Origin of the sequence: Scytonema sp. PRP1, assembly GCF_036697665.2 — a bacterium.
GTDB classification, from domain to species: Bacteria; Cyanobacteriota; Cyanobacteriia; order Cyanobacteriales; family Nostocaceae; genus Kalymmatonema; species Kalymmatonema gypsitolerans.
Map to the genome: position 1 here is coordinate 61212 of NZ_JBAHYJ020000089.1, position 23436 is coordinate 84647.

19 protein-coding genes and 1 pseudogene are annotated in these 23436 nt (G+C 41.5%); 15 read left to right on the forward strand and 5 right to left on the reverse strand.

All coding sequences use genetic code 11. The annotated features are described in order from the left end of the window. Positions 1-46 precede the first annotated feature (46 nt). The 5 genes from V5G28_RS23695 to V5G28_RS23715 all read left to right on the forward strand — a co-directional run bounded on the left by V5G28_RS23695 (position 47) and on the right by V5G28_RS23715 (position 5906). The gene (locus tag V5G28_RS23695) at positions 47-1312 is read left to right on the forward strand and encodes a glycosyltransferase (RefSeq protein WP_336231303.1); all 1266 of its coding nucleotides are present in this window, start codon (positions 47-49) and stop codon (positions 1310-1312) included. Next, positions 1309-2436: a UDP-galactopyranose mutase gene (glf, locus tag V5G28_RS23700; protein WP_096563555.1), complete on the forward strand. Its 1128-nt coding sequence runs from the start codon at positions 1309-1311 to the stop codon at positions 2434-2436. The genes V5G28_RS23695 and glf overlap by 4 nt, the downstream gene beginning before the upstream one ends. A gap of 65 nt (positions 2437-2501) precedes the next feature. Beyond that, on the forward strand, positions 2502-3536 hold the full coding sequence (locus V5G28_RS23705) for a hypothetical protein (RefSeq protein WP_332989634.1): 1035 nt from the start codon (positions 2502-2504) through the stop codon (positions 3534-3536). A gap of 64 nt (positions 3537-3600) precedes the next feature. Further along, positions 3601-5463, forward strand: coding sequence for a glycosyltransferase (locus V5G28_RS23710; protein ID WP_332989636.1), 1863 nt, complete (start codon positions 3601-3603; stop codon positions 5461-5463). A 236-nt stretch (positions 5464-5699) separates the two neighbouring features. Further along, positions 5700-5906, forward strand: coding sequence for a glycosyltransferase family 2 protein (locus V5G28_RS23715; protein ID WP_332989875.1), 207 nt, complete (start codon positions 5700-5702; stop codon positions 5904-5906). Positions 5907-5965: 59 nt separating this feature from the next. Here V5G28_RS23715 and V5G28_RS23720 read toward each other — a convergent pair whose 3' ends face one another. Continuing rightward, positions 5966-7831 (reverse strand): glycosyl hydrolase family 28-related protein, encoded by a 1866-nt coding sequence (locus tag V5G28_RS23720; RefSeq protein WP_332989638.1) that lies wholly within the window; start codon positions 7829-7831, stop codon positions 5966-5968. A gap of 147 nt (positions 7832-7978) precedes the next feature. Further along, positions 7979-8104, reverse strand: coding sequence for a hypothetical protein (locus tag V5G28_RS23725; RefSeq protein WP_332989640.1), 126 nt, complete (start codon positions 8102-8104; stop codon positions 7979-7981). A 275-nt stretch (positions 8105-8379) separates the two neighbouring features. Between V5G28_RS23725 and V5G28_RS23730 the strand changes: the two are divergent. Beyond that, positions 8380-8523: pseudogene (locus V5G28_RS23730) on the forward strand (UDP-galactopyranose mutase); the annotation flags it as partial. A gap of 123 nt (positions 8524-8646) precedes the next feature. On the opposite strand, the gene V5G28_RS23735 reads toward V5G28_RS23730, so the two are convergent. Continuing rightward, positions 8647-10845: a glycosyl hydrolase family 28-related protein gene (locus V5G28_RS23735; RefSeq protein WP_332989642.1), complete on the reverse strand. Its 2199-nt coding sequence runs from the start codon at positions 10843-10845 to the stop codon at positions 8647-8649. Between the two features lie 594 nt (positions 10846-11439). Between V5G28_RS23735 and V5G28_RS23740 the strand changes: the two genes are divergently transcribed. The 8 genes from V5G28_RS23740 to V5G28_RS23775 all read left to right on the forward strand — a co-directional run bounded on the left by V5G28_RS23740 (position 11440) and on the right by V5G28_RS23775 (position 20799). Next, positions 11440-12546 (forward strand): glycosyltransferase family 2 protein, encoded by a 1107-nt coding sequence (locus V5G28_RS23740; RefSeq protein ID WP_096563550.1) that lies wholly within the window; start codon positions 11440-11442, stop codon positions 12544-12546. 118 nt (positions 12547-12664) lie between these two features. Further along, positions 12665-13879: a glycosyltransferase gene (locus V5G28_RS23745; RefSeq protein WP_332989645.1), complete on the forward strand. Its 1215-nt coding sequence runs from the start codon at positions 12665-12667 to the stop codon at positions 13877-13879. 65 nt (positions 13880-13944) lie between these two features. After that, complete coding sequence (locus V5G28_RS23750) at positions 13945-15081, forward strand: glycosyltransferase family 4 protein (RefSeq protein ID WP_332989647.1); 1137 nt, start codon at positions 13945-13947, stop codon at positions 15079-15081. 109 nt (positions 15082-15190) lie between these two features. Beyond that, positions 15191-16474 (forward strand): glycosyltransferase family 4 protein, encoded by a 1284-nt coding sequence (locus V5G28_RS23755; protein ID WP_332989649.1) that lies wholly within the window; start codon positions 15191-15193, stop codon positions 16472-16474. A 281-nt stretch (positions 16475-16755) separates the two neighbouring features. Next, on the forward strand, positions 16756-17634 hold the full coding sequence (locus V5G28_RS23760) for a phytanoyl-CoA dioxygenase family protein (RefSeq protein ID WP_096563546.1): 879 nt from the start codon (positions 16756-16758) through the stop codon (positions 17632-17634). A gap of 67 nt (positions 17635-17701) precedes the next feature. Then, positions 17702-18514 (forward strand): FkbM family methyltransferase, encoded by an 813-nt coding sequence (locus V5G28_RS23765; RefSeq protein ID WP_096563545.1) that lies wholly within the window; start codon positions 17702-17704, stop codon positions 18512-18514. Between the two features lie 75 nt (positions 18515-18589). Then, on the forward strand, positions 18590-19663 hold the full coding sequence (locus tag V5G28_RS23770) for a glycosyltransferase family 1 protein (protein ID WP_332989653.1): 1074 nt from the start codon (positions 18590-18592) through the stop codon (positions 19661-19663). Positions 19664-19674: 11 nt separating this feature from the next. Beyond that, a complete protein-coding gene (locus V5G28_RS23775; RefSeq protein ID WP_332989655.1) occupies positions 19675-20799 on the forward strand; it encodes a glycosyltransferase family 4 protein in 1125 nt (374 codons plus the stop codon). Positions 20800-20880: 81 nt separating this feature from the next. On the opposite strand, the gene V5G28_RS23780 is transcribed toward V5G28_RS23775, so the two are convergent. Then, positions 20881-21219 (reverse strand): hypothetical protein, encoded by a 339-nt coding sequence (locus V5G28_RS23780; RefSeq protein WP_336231304.1) that lies wholly within the window; start codon positions 21217-21219, stop codon positions 20881-20883. Between V5G28_RS23780 and V5G28_RS23785 the strand changes: the two genes are divergently transcribed. Beyond that, positions 21218-22306 (forward strand): hypothetical protein, encoded by a 1089-nt coding sequence (locus tag V5G28_RS23785; RefSeq protein WP_336231305.1) that lies wholly within the window; start codon positions 21218-21220, stop codon positions 22304-22306. The two genes, V5G28_RS23780 and V5G28_RS23785, sit on opposite strands and share 2 nt — an antisense overlap. Here V5G28_RS23785 and V5G28_RS23790 read toward each other — a convergent pair. Then, positions 22292-23419 (reverse strand): nucleotidyltransferase domain-containing protein, encoded by a 1128-nt coding sequence (locus tag V5G28_RS23790; protein ID WP_332989659.1) that lies wholly within the window; start codon positions 23417-23419, stop codon positions 22292-22294. The two genes, V5G28_RS23785 and V5G28_RS23790, sit on opposite strands and share 15 nt — an antisense overlap. Positions 23420-23436: the final 17 nt, after the last annotated feature.

Here is a 23436-nt window from a genome sequence, read left to right on the forward strand (position 1 = left end):
AATTTTTTAATTAGGTAGAATGTGGATTTGCTGTAGAGGAACAGTAATGCTGTTCCTCTGCGATGTTATCGTAGACTCTCAACGAGGTTCGCCCATGCTTCACAAAAGAGACAACAAAAAGGCTCAAGAAAAACCAGCAGTAGCACTGATATTTCCAGATTTTTATGCAGGTATAACACAGTCTTTCGTTAATAGTGCCAGATACCTGGCAAGACAAGGGTACTTGGTTGACGTATTTACCATTCAAGATGATCGGTTACTATTAAAAAGTTTTGATGATGAGAATATAAAAATATACTTTATAGAAACTCCAATTGTAGACAAATTGCTAAAAATATTTCCAAAAGTTACATATTTCTTTAATCCTATCCTTAAAGGTTTTGAGGATGCTATCCATTTTTGGATTCCACCCAATTCATACTCATTTATTATAGGATTTGATCCAGAAGGCTTAATAAGAGCAGGAATATTAAGTCAAGTGTGGCGTGTTCCTTACATATACCACTCCCTTGAGATCTATGAACATTCTCCGGTAGCTCCAAAAAAAGAACAATTTAGAAAACAATTAGAAGATTGGTTTTCTCGTAGAGCATTATTTTGTTTTTCTCAAGATGAAAAAAGATGCCAAGTCTTAGCTGAAGAAAACGGATTAAAACTAGAAAAAACCTTGGTTGTTTATAACAGTTGTTTAGGTAGAGAAATACTTTCTAAAAAAGATGATTTTTTAAAAAAGAAGTTTAATATTGGTAATGATAAATATATTGTTTTAGCTGTTGGTTCACTCATACCGGAACATTGTATAGATCAGATAGTACTTTCAGTAGATGAATGGCCAGATAATTTTGTCTTAGTATTGCACGGTTGGTTTGGTGAACAAAAATCTGAACGATTTATCAGACACGAAATTGAATTGAGAAAGGAAAAAGTTTTCGTCTCAACAGATTTGCTTGATGGTGACCAAAAATATAAAGTATTTCAATCAGCGGATGTCGGTTTAGTTTTCTTTCAAGCTGTTAAGGAACACTTTACAAAAAACTTCATATATGCCGCTGGTTCATCTGGTAAATTGTTTGACTTTATGAGAACAGGTGTTCCAATAATTGCTAGTGACATTCCAGGAATGCGTGAGATAGTTGAGAACAAAAAATGCGGCATGGTAGTTAAGAGTCCAAAGGATATAGGAGGAGTTCTGCCAAAAATTATGGAAGATTATGAATTATTGAGCAAGAATTCATTAGAGTCCTATAGTTCCTATGAATTTGGTCAATGTTACTCACAGGTGTTAGAACGCATACAAGGAGAAATTGCATGAAGTTCGATTGGTTAATCATAGGCGCTGGATATTCTGCTTGCGTCATCGCTGAGCGAGTTGCTAATGAGCTTGGACAAAGAGTACTGATTGTAGAAAAACGGGATCACATCGGCGGTAATGCCTACGATTACTACAACGAGCATGGCATCCTGGTTCATAAATACGGTCCCCATATTTTCCACACCAAGTCCAAAAAAGTTTGGGACTATCTCTCTCAATTTACTGAGTGGAGACATTACTATCACCATGTTCTGGGAGTAGTTGAGGGTAAGAAAGTTCCTATTCCTTTTAATCTCAATTCTCTCTATGCTCTTTTTCCTCCAAAATATGCAGAGAAGCTGGAGAATTTACTTCTAGAAAACTTCGGTTTTGGCGTCAAAGTACCCATTCTGAAACTGCGTGAGAGTGCTAGTGGTGACTTAACCTTCTTAGCTGAATACATTTATGAAAATGTCTTCCTCCGCTACACCATGAAGCAGTGGGGAGTGAAACCAGAGGAACTGGATCGGGCAGTCACAGGACGTGTTCCAGTCTACATCAGTCGGGATAACCGTTATTTTCAAGACCCCTACCAAGCTATGCCCAAGCTTGGCTATACCGAAATGTTCCGCAAAATGCTGGCTCACCCTAACATTAAGGTACTACTAAACACAGATTACCGCGAGATTGTTAACGAAGTTAAGTTTAACCGAATACTCTGCACCGGACCGATTGATACTTTCTTTGATTATATGTATGGCGAGTTGCCATATCGTAGCCTGCGCTTTCAGTTCGAGACTTTAGATCAAGAGTTGTATCAAGAGGTTGGTACAGTCAACTACCCCAACGATTACGACATTACCCGCATCACTGAACAAAAGTATTTGTCAGGACAAACCTCACCCAAAACCACCTTGGTGATGGAATATCCTCAAGCTTATGTCCCAGGGAAAAACGACCCCTATTACCCAATTCTCAACGAAGAGAACCGCGAACGTCTTGACCTTTACCTCAAAGAAATAGAAAAACTCAACGGTTCAGTACTGTTTGCAGGGCGACTTGCAGATTACAAGTATTACGACATGGATCATGCAGTCATTCGAGCACTTGGTGTTTTTGAAAAAGAAATCGCAGGTCAGTCATGAGTAGGAGTTGTTAAGTCAGCGCCAGCTTTTCTCCTGTTCCTTATCAGCTAGATACAGAGGTAAAGATGTTAGTAGCATTGGTCAAGCGGATTCAAAAAGCACTTAATAAACGTGATTGGCCTCTTCGCATAATCTCGAGCATAGGTCATGATCTCAGAGAGAAGAGAATAAAATGGTTAAATTTCAGTGGCTCTTACACCTTCATTGATAGGAGCAAGGGAAGTCAACGTCTTTTGATCATACTTGCAGGCTACAAAAGTTTCCTTTGGCCCCTTACTTTAGAAAGGATAGCAAAGTTTGTCCCATCAGATATTGATGTGTGTATCTTATCATCTGGCTTGTATTCTGCTCCTTTAGCAGAATTAGCAGAACGTCAAGGTTGGTCTTATCTTTACACAAAGGCTAACAAGGTTTCACTTGTGCAGAATTTAGCAATAGCTGTACACAAAGAAGCAAAATGGATATATAAGCTGGATGAAGATATTTTCATCTCTGAAGGATTCTTTGAGGGTTTACTAGAAAGTTACTTACGCATTAAGGAAGAGGGATTATACAACCCTGGATTTTGTGCTCCAGTCCTTAATGTCAATGGCTATTCCTACATCAATTTCTTAAAAACCATCAATGCTGATGAAGAATATAGAAATAAATTTGGCGAACTAAAACGTGCGGTTAATGGCATTAAAGCTCATTCTGACGGAGAAGCAGCTAAGTGGTTGTGGCAGAAGAGCCTTCCGTTTGATGAAGTCGCTAAAAGGCTGCGATCGCAGCCTTTCAATTATTCAGCAGCACCTCATCAATTTAGTATAGGGGCTATTCTTTTTGAAAGAGAATTCTGGGAGGAAGTAGGTGGTTTGCGAACTTCATTACATGAAGGTGTATTAGGAATAGATGAAGAAAATTTATGTCAGGATTGCATGAAGTTTTCTAGACCAATACTTGTGATTCACAATTTATTTGCTGGACACTTCTCTTTTGGACTTCAAGAACCTGCTATGAGGCAATATTTACCCGAAATCTATCCTCAGCTTTCCTTAAAAGTAAGTGAAACTGACGAAGAAGAAAACCTACAAAATCAAGTTAGTTTTTTTGTTCACTAAGCATTTTTATTTGGAAATTGGGTGCCCCGTCTACTTCAAAAAATATGCCAAGAGGAAAGTATAAATGAATATAGTAAACAGAATTCAATTTCCACGCACACCTGAAGCCTTCAATTTGTATCTGAAATGTCATGAAGACGCTTCACTTAGTTCTTATACAAATGATGTCAAAGTTATCTTCACTAAAAATAGTCTAGTATCTTTTAATACCTACTTTAATTCATTCTATGAAAAATTTTACGCTCAATATACAGAGCTTGAATCTTTATATTACCTATTAAATCTTCAGGGTAATTTTTTAGTGTCCCTCTATAGAGAGCGGTATGGTGAAGATAACAGAGAACTAATTTACAAGGAGAATTTTGAGAATTGTCAACTAGGAGAACATATAAAAATTTTGCTGCCAGATTCCTGGCGGAGTGAAGATGCAGGTAGAGTCTACCTAGAAATCACCTGCTTGAGTGAGCAAGGTTTTTTTACAGAAGGATATATTGCAACAGATAAAAATCCTGTAAGGGAAGTCTCTTTAGGTATCATAACCTGTACGTTTAAAAAAGAAGCTTACGTTAAAAAGACAGTAGAAACTATCCTTAAAGATGATTTATTACAAAACAGAAGATTAAAGTTTTTTGTTGTTGATAATGGTGGAACCTTAGATAATAATGAATTTAAGAATCAAAACATTCAATTAATTACTAATAGAAATGTTGGTGGAAGTGGTGGTTTCACTCGTGGCCTTATTCAGGCTTTGCAAGAAGAGGTTTATACCCATTTCCTATTTATGGATGATGATATTGAGTTAGAAAGCGAAAGTGTTTACAGGCTTTTCCCCTTATATGAGTATGCAAAGCAAGATTTTGTCGTAGCTGGTAGTATGTTGGATTTGTATAAAAAGCATATTTTGCATGAAGCAGGTGCAATATATTCTAAAACTCCTAGCAGTCAGAATAAATATCAAAATAAATATAACCCTTTTGAAGTTGCCTGTATAAATCCTGGTTTGAATTTGGAAAAGTCTAATTGTATTAATCTTTTACTTGGTGATAATAGTCCAGATTATGGAGGTTTTTGGTTTTGCGCTTTCTCGAAAGAAAGTGTTGAAAAAATAGGATTACCAATGCCTTACTTTATAAAATTAGACGACATAGAATTTGGTTTAAGGATTAAAGAACGCCTCGGATATCCAATAGTCTATTTACCAGGGATAGCTGTTTGGCATGAACCTTTTTATGCAAAAAATCCTGTTTGGGATACTTACTATTGGATTCGCAATCACCTAATAACACATTCTATACGTAACTCATTAAAATATATAGATGCAGTTAAGTTTCTTACATTAAGATTATTACAAAAAATATTCTTATTTGACTATAATTCTGCGGAAATGATTATTAAGGGTTTTGAAGACTATATGCAAGGACCCTCAGTAATTATAAACAATGATCCAGAAACACTACATACCACAATTATTAAACTGAGCAAAACATACAAGAGTCAGAGTGTACAATCTAGTTCTCTGGTAGGAAGCCCACCTTTTGCAAAGTTAGATACTAAGCAACCTCAGCAACCTGACTTTACGAAGTTGTTTGCTCTAGCAACTCTCAATGGTCATTTATTGCCCAACTTTTTATTGAGTAATGATAATGCATTTTTCCTTATCTCTCCTGACCATATAGACTGGTGGCCCAAAGCATTTACAAAAAAACAAATTTTATTTTTTAGAGAAAACAATACCTCTGTTTATAAACATGAGATGAGTAGAGCAGCAGGAATTGGAATTTTAATGAGATGGCTCACGCTCATTATGAAAAGTGGTAGTAAATGGTCATCTGTCAGTGCAGAGTGGCGAAATGCTTTCAGCCGTTTGACCTCAACTGAGTTTTGGAAAGAATATCTAAGGCTTAATGAGCTAACAGAAATTAAGTAAATTTTTTGCCATTTTCTGTAACTTCACCATTTCATCTATACAAAAACTCATAGTGGCTTTAAGTGCAAGGATTAGCATATGCAACAACCGCTAACTGATAAACTGCAACCTATTGAAATGCCTTCACTTCCTGAAAAGCCATTAGTTTTGGGTTGATAGGAAACTATAACTATGCTAGATAGATTGGTGAAACTTTAGAAAGCGTTCTTTGCCAAACCTACCCCTATTTTGAAGCCATAGTTTGTGATGACGGTTCTACTGACAACTCCTGTGAAGTCATCGAATCCTATGCTCAAAAAGACTCTAGAATTAAACTCATTAGAAAGCAAAATGGAGGTATCTCTACTGCCCTAAATACAGCATATAAGGAAAGCATTAGACTTTTATCCCCCATTTGTCACTTTCTTCAGAAAAAATTTAAGAGAATGTCTGATCCCAGATAAAGAGTAGCTCCACTAGCAAAGCGGAGCTACTTTCTGATATTACTGATGAGTGATGTTTTTTATCGACCGACGTAGAGCGGCACGGCTCGTCCTTCACCGCGCCAGAGGAGTTTGTCTTGGATGAGGTCGCGAGTTTTGGAACCACGAGTCTCTCGAACGTGAATTTTGCTCTGGGTTACTCCGAAACCTACCGTTCCGTAGGAGAGCGAGACGCGCGAGTTGTTGTTGATGAACGCCACGTCAGTCGGTGAGACGTTTACGTTGTAGTAGAGAGCGCCTCCGAGAAGTTCAGTCGCGCCTCTTCCTGTCGTGTGGATGATCGTGTTTAGGTATCCTTCAGTCTTGAATCCTAATATCCAAAGCGCTCCGCCGTTGTTGAAGACCCTCCTTACGCTGCCTTCAGGATCAAACTGTCGTGCCCACACTCGTTGCGGATGCTCGAACTGCCACCCGATGGCGCTCACATCCTCAATAAATAGCTTGCCCACGCCTTTGGTGTTGCGGAACGTGTACTTAAAAGACGGCGTGCCGCATTGGATATCCTTGAGGAAGAGGGTTCGGGACGTTGCCTGCTCGAACCCTATGAATCCGGGGTGAGGGGAGTTCGAATTGATCCAGATATGCTCGATTGTCACTGCTTGAGGCGCTCCGTTCTCGATGCGGAATAGCGGCTGCGGATTGTCTTTGTTCGCAAACGCCTCCCCGGTTGGAGCAAGCGTGGCGTTGCTCCCGATAATTCTCCGCACATTCTTCCTTATATGTAACGTGCGTTGTATGGAGTACGTGCCGAGTGGGATGTATACAGTGGACTTGCCAGAGTCGAGAGCCTTTTGAAATGCATCCGTGCTGTCAACTTTATTGTTGTCTGCCCATTTTCGTGCGCCAAAGTCCTCGACGTTCGCCCAGTTCGACAGGTTGTTGTCGTGGTAGGCCGGCGGCTCCTCGACAGGAAGGTTAAGCGAGGTCTTCGGTGAGTTGGGGAAGAGCGTAAACGGAGCACTCGATGTGTACTCGCTCACCGTCATCTTTTTGACCACCTGACCGTTTTGCTTGATGGCTGATCGGTACCCGGACGTCCGAACATTTCTGACGAAGAGGCGACCGTCGTTGTTGTTCTCAATCGCGCTTACCGAAGAGTTGCCGCCTTGGAGGTTGCCGTCAACAAGCGCAATCAAGCCAACGGCGCTGTTGTTCCGAACTGCCGGGACGCTGTTGGTGCTTGAGAGGTCTCGTATTGCAAGGACGTTGTCTTGGTTCTCAATTCCGACCTTACGTTGGTTGTCAAGCGTAATGTGTTCAAGCGTCACGCCGTAGCTTGCTCCCGAATAGACCCGGATGCCGTAGTCGAAGCCTTTGACGAGAAGGTTCTTGATGAGAGCGGGACCCATTAAGCCTCGACTCATGTCAAGCCCAACAACCCCTTTGCCACGCAGCGTCACGTTGCGGACAGCGCCGAGGTTGCTTGCAAGGTAGTCAAGCGCGATCGCTCCACGGTTATTCCCGGTATCGATTGTGATGTCCTCGACATAGTTTGCAAATGCCTGGTTTCCTTCGCCTCTTTCCAAATATTCCTTGCTTACATAGTGTCCGTCGTTTGAGGACGCCGCGTATATCACCGCCTTTGGATTGGCGGGGTCAGCGTAACCAGGGGCATTGTTCTTCAAGCGAATAGTCGTGGTAGCCCGATTTTGTCCCTGAATCCACGTGAATGCCTCGAACTTTCCGTTGACGTTCCGGTACTCAAGGCGATCGCTGACAAGATAGGTGCCGGCGGGAAAGTAGATGGGTTTTCTGTGGTTTTCCCGGATGGCTTTACGAATCGCCTTAGTGTCGTCAGTAATTCCGTCGCCTTTGGCTCCGTACTGAGTTTTGACATTGATGGCGATGGCTTTTGGGAAGAATTTATCGCCGGTGACGGAGTTCACACATTTAAAGAAGAAGAAGCAAGACGTAAGAAGAACAAGACAAGCGAGGCCAAACCTCCATGTCATACTAGCTAACGAACAATAAGATTTTCTCTGCATATTTTTACTCACTGAAGCGCTGCGATCGCCTGAAGGCGGTTAGCCCCTTCACGCCTCGTTACTCAAATCTGCCCAATGCAAGGCAAGTGGTGCGCCTTGGATCGTTGGGTGTTGAGGGGTTTTTGTATAAATACCCGCACCACTGCCGCCCCAATTCCGTATCCTCACGCTCATAAATTTAATGAAGATTGGGCAGATTTGAGCAGGTTTAGCCCAACCCTTGAGGAATATCCTCGCTTCCGTTACAAGTTGGTCATTACACCTAATCTGTAGGATCAGATTTTACAAAGGCTTTACATAATATATATACAAATCTTTTGGTCATCATCCAGACTCTTCTAATATTTACAGTAAAGTTTAGTGGCAACACGGATACTTAACTACCCAATACTCCTCGGTTAACAGTAGCCGTCACCCTAAAGGGTGTAGCGACATGAACCAAGGCTGCTCTGGAGATTTACCTTAAAGAAGTAGAGAAATTTAACGGTACAGTACTGTTTGCAGGACGACTTGCAGATAACAAGTACTACGACACGGATCAAGCAGTGGTTCGAGCACTTGGTGTATTTGAGAAAGAGATAGCGTCCATGTAGGGACAAATAACATCAGATAAAGAGTAGCTCCGCTTTAGTAGCGGAGCTACTCTCTTATGGTACTGAAACCGAATATTTCGGACAACCAACTCTGGCTGAACAAGTGTTGTTGATTGGTTATTATCAATACCCTGTAAACAGCGGCACCAGCTCGGGGATTTTGTTGCCGGTCAAAAGAGACTTGTTTGTCAAAAACTGACGCTTCTCTCCTTTGCGCGTCTCCTCGATTTGGATGTCGTAGGTGTAGTCTGGATCGTAGTTGATCAGGCGATAAACCAGCGAGGTGCTTGAGTCGTTGCTAATGAATGCTGGTTGCTGCTTCTCTTGAGCAGAAAATTTATGCGCCGTATTGATCACCCCTCCCAGCAATTCACTCTTCCCGCCGTTCCGCGTTTCGAGAACTGAGCCATCGTGTTCCGTCTTGAGTCCCAGAATCCAGATATTGCCGCCGTTATTGACGATTTTGGTGCCGCCGTCGTATTCGTCATTGAGTTGTCGTGCCCAAACGTTCTGATTAGGCTGAACATAAAGGGGTTCAATATTTACGTCCTCAAGGAATAAGTCACCTGCACCAGGGCTTGAGGTGTATTTATAGTTCCCATGCTTAAGCGCTACCGGTCGCGATGATTTTTGCTCCACTTTCACTCCATAGCCAAACTGCTCAATAATGAGCGGATCTGAACTATCACCCTCGACCACAAACTTAATGCCGCCGCCGTTTTTGCCCTCGCCGTGCCCATTGACCACCGATGAAAACCCAATAATGCGCTTGACCGATGCGGGAACCGTTACTACGGTTTCGTTATAGGAGAAGTAGACACCCTTCTTTTCTCGTTGTACAGGACCTTCATATGCAAGGTGATCGAAGGGGAAGTAGATTGTGGACTTACCAGAGTTGAGCACTGACTGAAGCCTACTGGTATCACCGTACGCCCCAGCGTCAAAGCGTGCCCAGTTATCCATATTGTTGTCGTGATACTCCGGAGTCTCCTTGATTGGTAAGTTGAGAGACTTCTTCGGACTGTCGAATAACTGGGAGGTATTCGAGGCATATTCGGTCTGCGTTGCGCCAGGAACCACCACGCCTTGCAACTTAATCGCTGACTGGTAGCCACTGGAGGTGATGTTACGTGCGTAGAGTTGACCTTCGGTTTCAATGGCGCTAATGTTGGGTGCGCCCCCTCGCAAGTCGGCATCCAGTAAGGTAACCATACCAGCCCAACTGTTTTGCTTAATCACTGGTACGGAGTTGTTACTGTACAGTTTGCGGATCGTTAGTGCGCCGTCAACGTTGTGAATAGCTGCTACTCGCTGGTTGTTTAGAGTAATCTTCTCGAAAGTCGGACCATACTCGGTAGAATTAACCCGAATGCCATAATCAAAGCCGTCAATCTGAACATCTTTAATCAGACACGGACCTGGCCAGTTGCGATCCATCCCGAGACCAACAAAACCTTTGCCGTCTTCGGATTTAATCGTCACATCCTTCATTGAGCCTACGTTGTTGGAAACGTAGTCGATGCCGATGGCAGCAGAATTGTTTTTCCCAGTGTTAACACTGAGATTCCAGATGTTCTGGCGGAAAGCCATGTTGCCATCCTGCGTTTGAATAACTGCCTTGGGGGCAGCAGGGTCGCTGAAGCCTGCTGCATTATCCTTGAGTCGGATGACGGTCTTGCCACTGCCCTGACCTTGGAGGGTAACGTTACAACCGACCCAATCGATTGTATCGCTCACGTCATACGTACCAGCTGGCAAGTAAAGTGCTTTGGGCAGACCGTTGTACTGATCGGGTACACTAAATAACGGGTTGCCGTTAGCATCACGCCGCCCATCGTCAAGCGCTCTTTGGATAGCAGCAGTATCGTCGATGCCATCATCAGGTATAGCGCCGTAGTCAAGGATGCTCTTCATGAAGGCGTCTGGAAAAATCATCGGACCTTCTTGAGTTGTATTGCTGCTTTGCTTTGGGTCGGACACAGTTGAATCTGATCCGATAGAGGCAGCTCTGGCTTGAGGAAAACTGTCACTCAAGTTGCCGATTAGGCTATCGCTGGTACCGGAGTCATAGACGGGAGAAGTACTTTGAGCAACAGGTCCAGCTGCACTGGGTACGGTGGTGTCTTTAACGGCCGGAGCAAAGGGCTGATTGGGGTTACTAGGCTGCATTAGTCCATTACTAATATCAGTCCAAGTCGATACCGGTGATGCACCCATGGAGCTATACGCATCCTGAGATTTCAGGCCTCCCCCATTAAATAGAGCTTTCAGATCTAGCAACATCTGGTTTGAAGCTTGGGGAGAAGTTAGCATGTCTACCATGGGTTGTTATTCTCCTTTTCCTATGACCACGCAGGTATGATACTATGCTGATTTATACAAATCTGTCAAGCTTGGGAATAAGTATGGAAAAAAGGTGTTCATGTAGAAATTGCGGTTAGAGCCACAGGAAGGTTTGACTTCAGTACACCTAATTGCAAACACTGCCGTCTAGTGTATAAACGAGATGGGTATTCTTTTGCATAATTTATCTACTTTTGTCCAGGAAATCAAGGTTTAGAGGTCTACTGACCGCCTCAGTGGCTCGCTCTTCTGGTCGTTAAACAGCTCTATACCAACAGTCTTTACAAAAACTTTACAAAATTACATAAAGATTTTTTCCGATTAATCCTGATTCTTCTAGAGGTTACAGAAGATTCCAGTAGTAACACGGTAATTATTTACCTACCTTTATCGCCATTCTATTAAAAAATGCTCTTAAAATCCAAAATCAGCCAAGTATGATTGGTGTTATTATCCTAATTTACAATGGTGAGAAATTCATGGGATCTTGTAGCAAAGTCATAATCAAGTAGCCTGAATACTAAAATAAATGACACTCAAATCAAGGGTTAATTGAAGTACAAGGAGCAACGTATGCAAGAACTGCAAACTGAAAAACTACAACCCATTAAACTGCCCCAACTTCCTGATAATCCATTGGTTTCAGTGTTGGTTGCCAACTACAACTATGCCAAATATATCAGTGAAACTTTAGAAAGTGTTCTTTGTCAAACCTACCTACATTTTGAAGTAATCGTTTGTGATGATGGCTCTACCGACAACTCCTGTGAAGTCATAGAAACCTATGTTCAGAAAGACCCCAGGATTAAGCTGATTCGCAAGCAAAATGGAGGAGTTGCTACCGCTTTGAATACAGCATATCGGCAAAGTAAGGGGGAGATTGTCTGTATATTAGATGCGGATGATCTCTGGATGCCTAACAAGTTGGAAAGGGTAGTACAGAAATTTAGGTCTGACCCACAGTGCGGTTTTGTAATTCACAATGTGATTCAAGTTGATGGGGATGGCAACTTTATAAAATCGACACCGATGTTTGAGAGTTTGGCTTCCGGATGGATGGCACCATTTGCTCTGCAAAATGGTGGACATGTTGGCAACATACCGCCAGCTTCTGCACTCAGTATTCGACGCGAAGTTGCTAACTACATATTTCCAATTAATCAAGCGTTTTTGCGTAATGCAGATTCTCTGATGATCTCTGTTGGTGTATTATTAACGGTAATCAAATCTGTACCGGAAGTGCTAACTAAGTTTCGTTTGCACGGAAAAAACACTTCCAGTCAATCGACTTCGACAGCAGATTTCTTTGAGCGGGAGCAAGCTTCTCATGCGCGTGTGCATCAAGAGCAGAAACGGCTGCTGACAGATGTTTATGGTTCAGAGATTGCACAGAAGCTAACAGATTTACAGTCCAGCATAGGAATCTGCCACGATCTTTACATAATTACCCGCCTGAAAGATGCATGCAAGGTTGAGCGCAGAAAGGCACATCAACAACTCATTACTCACCCCCAGTTTGATACCCAGTTTAACTGGTTTAATCCTAAGAGGTGGTTATTCCAATGGGATCTACCTGATGTACTTTTTACAATTCTATTTAATCAGGTGTATGGTGTAAGTCCCCTGAAACGCTTAGTGAGACGCTTGAGGTGGCAATTCTTTAAGGCATCAACACAATAAGCAAAGAAATACACAATGCACTTTCGCTCGAGGTATTTATGTTTTTCAAGCGGCGGAAGCTAGTGCTTAAGCGTTCAGATTTCCAATCACCTATGTACCAAAGAGGAGAAAAGGTGTAATGACCACTTCATCCCTACGCGTACTTTTTATCAGTCACGCTTATGTAGTCGGTGTAAATCAGGGAAAGCTTCAGGCGATCGCCGAAACTGGAACTAAAGTAGGTTTGCTGGCTCCTAGCAACTGGAAAGCATTAGAGTGGAATCGCCTACTTCCACTAGAAACACCCTACCCCAATATCAAAACCTATTCAGCACCGGTCCTCTTTGCTGGTAAAGGGGGCGCTCACATCTATGCACCTTGGAAAATTTGGCGGGTGCTGAACGACTTTCAACCAGATATAGTGCAGGTTGAGGAAGAAGTATTCTCCCTTTGTGCCTTGGAGCTTGCAATTTGGAGCAGGCTTACAGGTAAGCCTCTAGTCATGTTTGGATGGGAAAACATGGATCGACAACTGCCGCTTCCACGCTATTGGGTTCGTCAATTCGTGATGAGTACGGCAAAGTTGATTATTGCTGGGAATCGTGACGGGGCAGATTTGCTGCGTCAATGGGGCTACAACGGGTTAGTTGAAGTCATGCCCCAGATGGGAGTAGACACTCAGTTTTTTGCTGCTAGTATGCGTAGACGCGTTAGCGCAGCGTCTCCGCCACGAGAAGCGGCTTGTCGTCAGACATCGCCTGAGCGGACAAATGATGAATTTCACATTGGTTTTTTAGGACGGTTAGTACCTGAAAAGGGTGTTGATATCATATTTGCAGCTGTCCGCCAACTCCAACAGCAAGGACTCAAGTGCCGGGTTACCCTCTGCGGTTCCGGTTCTGGTGAAGAAGCTTTGAGGCAGGAGGCGCAAAAGCAGCAAATTGCCGATTTGGTTACTTGGCGAGGAGGAGTACCTCACCACAAAGCCCCCGAAGAAATCAGCAAATTTGATGTCCTAGTTTTGCCCTCACGGACTGCGCCAACTTGGAAAGAGCAGTTTGGTCATGTGCTGATTGAAGCAATGGCAATGGGTGTGCCAGTGATTGGTTCTAGTTCTGGCGAAATTCCCAACGTAATTGGGCGACCGGATTTAGTGTTTCCAGAAGGAGATGCTCAGGGACTAGCGGCAATTTTGGAGCGCATGATCCGTGAACCAGAGTGGTGGGAAGAAACTGGACGCTATTGCATGACTAGAGTGTATCAGGATTACACACACGAACGGATTGCGGAGCGGTTGCTTAGCTTGTGGCAAACACTGCTCAATCACAAAAGTAGGCAGTATGCCATGAGTTAGGAAAAATTGACACAGGAATCTGCTCAGGATGGTTTTGATGTTGTTTGGATTATGAGAAATTAGCAATGCGTGTAGCGATCGTGCGTACAATGCCCGAACCTAGCATAGATGCCCATACGGAAGGTGTTATTGCAGGGCTAAAAGTTGTTCGACCAAATTGGCAGATTGCTGAGTTCAGACCAGTACCCGTGGACAGAACCAGTAGCTCTTTGTCTGTCAGAATCAGGAAAAACTACGAGCGTTTCTGGCGCTTTCCAAAGATGGTAGAGCGGCAAGCAGCCGACATCTTTCACATCATCGAACCCTGCGAAGCTCATATTGTTTATGGCTTGAGGAAGAGAGGTAAACCCGTTGTCGTAACCTGTCATGACTTAATCAACTTTTCCTACCCCGGTAATCTCCAAACTTCAGTACAACTGCCAATCATCAGTACAGCTTTCTGGAAACACTCTGTGAAAGGTATGCAGTATGCCGACCATATTGTTGCCGTCTCTTCTGCTACAGCCAAAGATACAACTCAAATATTGAATATTGAGCCAGCACGTATTTCGGTAATTCCTAACGCTGTTGACGCTATATTTCAACCATCGTCCAAAACACAAGTTGCGGCTATACGTCAAAAATATGGCATTTCGCCTGATACAATTTGTTTACTTAATGTTGGTGCAATTCATCCGCGTAAAAATATTTCTAACATTCTCATAGCAATACAAACATTGCAGCAACGAGGACTACCTTTCCATTTTTGGAAGGTAGGTGCAGACTTTACCGATGAGCAAAAAAAAATCATAAATAATCAAGGTCTTGAAAAGCATATTAGTTACTTAGGTAAACCAGATAAATCTACTTTGATTCAAATCTATAGTGCTGCAGATATGCTACTAGCACCTTCACTTTATGAAGGATTTGGCATGACTATTCTGGAGGCGATGGCTTGTGGAACTCCAGTAATCACCTCGAATGTTTCAGCTATGCCTGAAGTGGCAGGAGATGCAGGTATTTTAGTAGAGCCTACTAATTATCAAGCAATAGCTGATGCAGTGTGTCATCTTCATAAAAACCCTGTTTACTATCAGGAGTTGGTAGAAAAGGGACTGGCAAGAGTTAAGTCATTTACTTGGGAAAGAAGTGCAGAGAAAATTGCTGAAATATATGAAAAAATTTTATATAAAAAACAATTACAAGTAGTTGCTAAGACTTAGGGTAGCAAATACTTAAAACTAAATTGCTACAAAATTCTTGCACGAATGTATTTCTGTTAAAGCTTAATACTTCTGGTTGTTTTATCTATTTTGAAGAGGCGCTCTAAGTATGAAAATTCTAATGTCCGCCTACTCGTGCGAACCAGGTAAGGGTTCTGAGCCTGGAGTAGGCTGGAATTTTGTTCGGGCAGTCGCCAAGTATCATGAGGTCTGGGTACTAACTCGACCTGATGAAGGTAGAGAAGTCATTGAAGCAGAGCTAGCCCGTAACCCAATCCCTAACCTGCACTTTATTTACTTCACCCTGCCAATTTGGGGTGGTGGGTGGAAGTGGAAGTTTGGAGCAATGCAACTCCACTACTACCTCTGGCAAATTCAAGCTTATTTTGTAGCTCGTCGCCTCCACCGTCAAATAGGCTTCGACCTCGCCCACCATGTAACTTTTGTAAAGTATTCAAGACCTAGCTTTTTATGCTTACTTCCTATTCCATTCATCTGGGGTCCGGTGGGTGGGGGTGAATTCGCGCCAAGGGCTTTTTGGCAAGATTTCAGCCTAAGTAATAAAATTCACGAAACTGTACGTATGCTTGCCTGTTGGGTATTTGAATCTGACCCCTTCGCCCGCCTTACCGCTCAGCGAAGCGTTTTAGCTAAGGCAACCACCGAGGACACGGCAGCACGAGTTCGCAAAATGGGTGCCAGGAATGTACAGGTTTATTCAGAGTCAGGTTTACCTAGAGAAGAAATCGCTCGTCTTGCCCAGTGCAGTATGTCTAGCGATTCACAAGTGAGGTTTGCTAGTGTTGGCAGACTTTTGCACTGGAAAGGATTTCACTTGGGGCTACGTGCATTTGCTCAAGCCAAGTTGCCTGATGCTGAGTATTGGGTTTTTGGGGATGGACCTGAGAAGAAAAGACTTCAATGTCTAGCTGACAAGCTAGGCATTGCACAGCAAGTCAAGTTTTGGAACAAGCTACCACGGGAAGAAACTCTGCGTAAGCTAGGCGAGTGTACTGCATTGGTTCATCCAAGCTTACATGACTCTGGAGGATGGGTTTGCTTGGAAGCAATGGCAGCAGGTCGTCCAGTACTCTGCTTGGATTTGGGAGGACCAGCTGTTCAGGTAACAGAGCAAACTGGCTTTAAAGTTCCTGCCCACACTCCTGAGCAAGCGGTGCGGGATCTCTCCAAGGGGATGGTAAGTCTGGCTAAGGACTCAGATCTGCGTGTAAGAATGGGTGAAGCAGGGCGCAGAAGGGTGAGTGAAATGTTTGACTGGGAAGTCAAAGCGAGTCATCTAGCACAGCTGTATGAAGAAATTTATAATCAACAACAGGTTTTCAAGTTGAAAGAATTTGATACAGCTGCACTCAGTTCCAGTAAGTCAAAATAACCTCTCATTAGCAAAACTGCAAGCTAGCATATAAACGAGAAAGTAAAACTTGCAGCATTGATTGACTGCCAAAAATATCCGGACTTCACAGGTTACCTCTGAAAATGTAGTAAGAGTTGATACTTCTAAATTGCAGATAAAACTACAGAATAAGGTTTTCAGGCTTTTTCTATGAACCAAAGCGTAGCAGGTACGAAAAATATCTAGTCGCGACTCATCTAGAGTAGCTTCTTAATAAACAAAAAAATAGTGTTCATTAATTGAAAAAGGAGAAATTTCAGATGGATACTCAATCATACTATGAAGAGAATGGCTACGTTGTTTTTCGTAATTTGATACCCCAGCAATTAATTGAGAAATTGCTAGATTTGTATCTTCAGAAAATTCTTCCATCAACCTATCCGTTTTTTAGACAGAGTACCAGCCAATATGAAGTGAATCAGCTTAATGAATTTGGCTACGTCAAACAGTCTTTTTTAGATATTCATGACTATGACAAGTATCCTGAATTTAGCGATACTGCTAAGGAAATATATTGCAGTGACCAGATTCAGGATGCACTGAAACAGGTAACTGGTTCTGACTCCTTTAATTTGATGCAAACGATGCTGTTTGACGCAAACACCGAAACACAACCACATCAAGACTGGTGGTATTTAGACACCGTACCTAATGGACATTTAATTGCTGCCTGGATAGCGTTGGAAGATATCGATGAAAGGGCTGGTCGGTTCTATGTACTGCCAAAATCAAACAAAAACCCTGATTTTCACAGTGACAAACCTAATCTATCTCATAGTGAGTGGTTGGATCGAATCAAAGAATATGTAGATGCTCATGAACAAGATATCAAAGCCCCAGATTTGAACAAAGGGGATGTTCTCTTTTGGAATTCAAAAACGATTCATGGTGCTTTACCAACAATTGATAATCGCTTTTCTAGAAAGTCTTTAACTGCACACTACATTCCATCAGGATATCAATTTGGTAATCTTTTTAAAACAAAAGATTATATTAGCTATAAAACTTACAAAGGAGTCAATTTCTATCGAAACCAGCCAGACTATTCTTTGGGTAATCAACTTAAATCATCTATCAAAAACACAGTATATGATAATCCATTATTACTCAAAGTAATGCGCCAATTTCAAGGTAAGTGATGAAGTGGTGCAGTTAGCATGAATATTGCTGGAAGCTATGTGATGCTTAGCTAAACAGCACTACAAAATGAGTGTAGCTAATGTGCAGGTTATACCTGTAATAAGGTTCGTAGAGGAAGTCAATCTAACTATGATGCTTGGAAAACAGTTTCTCAGAAGGTTATTACCTCCGTGGGTAGTTATCCGTTTGATGTCCATAATGCATTACCGAAAGGGAGAGCCTGAGCTTAGAATCCTCAAATCGCTCGTTGATCCCAAGAAGAGCAGTATCGATATTGGTGCAAATAAGGGCGTATATACATATTTTCTATCTCGACTCTCACGTCAGGTATTTGCCTACGAACCCAATCCGGAACTTGCAAAGTTTATTGCCCAATCTGGTTGCTCCAATGTAACTAGCTATTCTATAGCTTTGTCCGATAGGGAAGGGCAAGCAACTTTATCAATACCAGTTATTGATAATTTTGCATACGACCAACTTGGATCTCTGCAACAACAGATTGTCACAGGACCAGTCAGGACATTTGAGGTTCCACTCAAACGGCTCGACGACCAAGAACACACTAATGTTGGCTTCGTAAAAATCGATGTTGAGGGACACGAAGAACTAGTGATTGCAGGAGCAACTAATTTATTAAAGCAGCAACGACCAAATCTTCTGATTGAAATTGAGCAAAGACATATCAATAAGGATATATCTGAAGTATTTTCCCAGATTCAGGCTTTGGGCTATGAAGGTTACTTTCTTCTGGACGGAAAACTCAGGAGCTTGGATGACTTTTCTGTCAAAGAACACCAAGACAGAAAAAATTATGTAGGTCTCTCCTCCTTAGGAAAGACATATGTTTGTAACTTTATCTTCAAGCCTAGATTAGCCTAATAAAAAGACTGCACATTTAAGTTACATATTTTCGCTTTTCGATAGAAACGATTTTGGCAAAGGAAGTATAACTGTATGTGTGTAGCTCAGCTTTCCAATCAATTTTTTATCTGTGGACAGCAAACACCTTTGAATCCAATTCCTTGGAATATCCCTGAGGCTGATGAAAAAGTTAATGCTGATTGTATTTATTTCGGCAAAGTTTTTGAGGCGATGGAAAGTAGTTTGAAGGAAAGAGGTTTAATATTCTATCTTACTTGGAGTATCGATGAACTTCCATCCTATGGGCAAAATGTTGTTGCCGTTGTGCTGGGAGATGAATGGTGTCGTATACCAAAATACTTTCATAAAGTACGAGCTGTATTCAAGTCCTATGGTATCTCTCCAGAACTCGGTTTTAACCCTCTCCTCAGACCGTCTTTCCTTAACTTGCTAACCCTGCTTCAATTTCTGAAGAACTGGTTTATTCGCTTACCAAGCTTACTTAATTACAGGTTTCAGCAATTTAGATACTCAAAGTCGAACGACAAGTTGCCATGTATATATGATATTCCTTTGGGATACTTCAATCAATTAGATTTACCAATTAAGGATATAGAAGAACGATCCAATGATGTGTTTTTTGCTGGAAGTGTAGCCTTCAAGTCATATCCTCTGTGGTCTATAAGGCATTGGCTTCAAACTCCAAAAATTCTTGCTCGAAAACAAATGGTTTCGAGTGTCTATAAAATTCAAGAAAAATATCCAGAGGTTAAAGTTGAATTATCACTTACGCCTAGCTTCGGTTATCAAGGAGCAAGGAACATAGCAGCAAAAACATACTCTGAAAAGCTAATGGATGCCAAAATATGCCTAGTTCCCAGAGGGAGTTCTTTTGAAACATTTCGTTTTTTTGAGGCATTGAGGTATGGCTGCGTTGTCATAGCAGAGACATTACCTTCACGATGGTTTTATGATGGTTCACCTGCTATTCAGATAGAGGATTGGAATAAACTAGAGGAAATAGTAGAGAATTTGAGCAAAGACAGTTATTTGATGAAAAAACTACACAAAGAATCATTAGATTGGTGGAAAAATAAATGTTCAGAGACTGCGGTTGGTAGCTATATAGCAGAAAAGTTAAATAACATAAAAAATGTCATTAATTGATTATTTCCCATATGCATATCCTGATTTCTGCTCTACACAGACCTTCAAAACCAACTGGTGTTTGTAGACATGCTGTAAATCTCGCTCAATGTCTTGCGGATACTGACCAAGTTACCAAAGTTACCTTAGTTGTAGGAGCATGGCAAAAAGATTACTTTGAAAAATCTTTTACTATTTATTCAGATAAAATAAAATTATTTAGCGTAGACATTAAAAATAACTCAGTTTCTAGAAATATCTGGTTTTTATTCAATTTACCAAAACTTGCCAAACAACTCCATTGTGATATCGTCCATCTTTCATTTCCACTTCCATTTGTTCGCTCACTTTTTCCCTGCCCAGTCGTTTCCACCATTCATGATATGTATCCCTATGAGTGTCCGGAAAATTTTGGCTATCCAAATGTTATATTTAATCAATTATTCTTGAAACAATGTATCAACAATAGCGATGGATTATCATGCGTATCAAAACGTACATTGGAATATCTAAAAAATTATTTTCCAGGTATTGAACAGCGAAAAAAAACTACTGTAGTTTATAACTATGTAGATTTCAGTCATCTTGAACCAAGAATTCCTAATGCTATAGAGAGTAGTATTAATGCTCCTTTCTTACTTTCTGTTGCTCAGCATCGCAAGAACAAGAACCTAGATATTTTAATACAGGCATATTCTCTACTGATAAAAAATAATCAGCTAAAAGGTTCAACTAAGCTTATTCTTGTTGGTAGCTCAGGACCTGAAACGGAAAATATTTGTCAACAAATACGGGCACTTTCTCTACAAGATCGCGTGCTAATGCTTTCATCAATAGATGATGATGAACTGTGTTGGCTGTATCAAAATAGTGAACTTTTAGTAGTGCCTTCTTCATCAGAAGGCTTTTGCCTACCACTAGCTGAGGCACTATATCTTTCGTGTAAAGTAGTCTGCTCAGATATTCCGATCTTTAGAGAAATCGGCTCATCTAACTGCACTTATTTTGAACTACAAGGCGATCGCGTCCAAAATCTTTCACAAGCTATTATTTGCTCCCTGACTCAGCCTCATGATGATAATATTTCTCCTGATTATCGTTTTTCAAAAGAAAAAATAGCACATCAATATTTAAATTTGTACTCTATATTAAAATGATTTTCATTAATACTGAATATTTATATATTTTTTGAATTATGACTGTTATCGTCTAAAAATCAATTGAAACTAACAAGCTTGTCAAAGCATGTACAATAGCAACTCCGTGAACAAACAGTTTTTCAAACCAAAAAAAGAATTATATATTACCAGTTTAACGTTAATAATAACAGCCTTTGCTACTGCTTTTTTCCCCCGCATTATTAGTGCAGCAGGTGCCCCTAAAGCCATCAATTTTTTACATTTTTTGCTTGTTCCATTTGCTTTCCTGGTTGCGATAATTAAGACCCCAACGAAGGATAAGAAGCAAATTGCAATTTCATGGGAACTTATAACTGCTTGTCTGCTCTTTTTTGGGATCATGATTGCCAGTGCCCTTTGGAATAAGGCAGGTGTGATTAATGTATTCTTGGGTTTCATGATACTTATTGAGCCTTTCCTGCTCCTGCTGGCGATAGTTTGTATCCCCCTAACGACAGCAAGTTTTAAAAAATTGAGAGCTTGGCTACTAGGTTCTGCCCTGATTAACCTATTGGTGGCTTTGATCCAGAAACCTCTTATAGACGCAGGTAGGCTTAGCGTTGCTCAATACACTCCCCAGGACGCTATTCAAGGGGTATTCTATTTGTCAGGAGCTGGCGGTTATGTATCTTGTTCCGTTTCAATAGCCGTTGCTTTGTACTATTTTCTGAACGCTAAGACGGTTTCTATTTGGATGCGTGTATTTTGGTTACTCGCTGCGTTTTATCAGATGTTAATTTCCGACTCGAAGCAAGTATTGGTTGTATTTGTGGTAGCCTGGGTACTTTTGTCATTTACTAAAATCCACAATTTTGGTAAGGTGCTAATGTATTTTATAGGCATAGTTATCTTTCTTTTAAGTTTTTATTGGGCTGTGCAAAACCTAGACATACCAGGCTTAGATGGTTTTAAACTTTGGTTTTCTAGGACAGATCTTTACGGTCCAGATGGTGAGGCTGTTAATCTTAAATTGGCAGGAATTCGCATTATCCTTTCTTACTATAAGTCACCCTTAAATTGGTTGTTAGGTCTTGGTCCCGGTCATACCGTTAGCCGATTAGGAGGGTGGTTTTTCCGGGATTATTGGGATCTGCTGGCTCCGCTAGGGGCTACAACTCATCCTGTAAGCATGGAAAGCTGGACAGTTGTAAACGCTAGTTGGCTTGCTCTTTCGTCCTCAATGTTCATGCCTTTATTCACCTGGGTTGGCATCTGGGGAGACTTAGGGTTTTTAGGTCTAGGGGCTTATCTGTATCTTGGTTATATCCTATGGAGTCGTCTTGCCCAAGATGACTTTTCCCGGCTGTTGATACTCACTATGTTTGTCTTCGGTCTAATTTTTACTCAGATGGAAGAGGCTGGTCAAACTCTTACTGTGGCTTTTTTGATTGGTCTGCAATGGCAGGAGCGGCAGATTGCTCGTCAAGCACGTGAGCGCTCTTTACACCTGAATGCAGATGCAAACAGTTCCCTAGAATTCACCTGAGGTGCGAGCAGTCATCAACCAGTAAAAGAAAGATTGGAAATACAAAACTTTGTCCTGCAAGCGTTCCCTGATTTGTATATGGTACAAAGTTCTGCCGAGAAATCTATCTGAACTCGTAACCTCATGAAAAAGTTGATTGTACACTTGGGGTAGGAGAGTAGTTACCCTACGCTCAGCTTTCACCTGCTGCCAAATTTCCTCTGGCAAAACAACTTCCAAAAGATGATGCGCCAAAAAAAGCCCTAGAAAGAGTATCCGTCTACAGCCCCAGGCGTTAGCTTGTTTCAGCACTTTCTCCCAATTCAGGTTAGGGTTATTTTGAATAAGTGTAGCAATATCGCATAGGCATGCTAAACGTGTCCAGATGTGTCTAGATGCGTGTACACATAGAATTGGTAACCAGTCTTCGTTAGGTAGGTTAGATACAGTTGTACCCGCTAAGGAGAATGGTTCCAAGTCTTTCCATAAGTGTTGAGGTTCGATGGGAGATACATATTTTGGTGCAATTCGCCAATGAACTTCTATAAAAATTTGTTTATCATCATGAATAAAGTCATACGTATGCTGAGTTTTGCATTGCAGATAGGCAATTTCCTCTGCATACGTCATATTAACTTTGCATCGGTATCCTTGAGCCAGCAGCAGTTTCTTAACTGCAAAAATATCTTTCTGTTCAACGATAATGTCTAAATCTCCGAACTGTCGCAGAGCGACGTTACCGTATATTAAAGACGCTAAAACTGGACCTTTGTAAGGCACTGCTACAATCCCTTGCTCTTGCATTAAACTTAGGAGTTTGACGAGTTCTCCTGTTAAAAACAAGTTGCGCGCAGCGATCGCCTGAAAAAAACTACGAAGTTCAGCTAGAGTAGGTTCTGGTACAAACTCTGGGCAAATGGTGTTGAGGCGCGTATAAACAAGGGACACCACACTATAGCTGTGTGCTTTTTGAACGAATTTTTGCCAGTCGATGTTATTTTCTTTGACCAAGCTTTTGATACGTGCAGTAGTAGCATCATCAACTTGTGGACGAACACAACACAAAATAAGCTCTATCTCGGGGACAGCATGAATTGCCTGATTTTTTATATTAAGTTTAGATAAAGTTTTCATCCGAAATGAGGAATAAG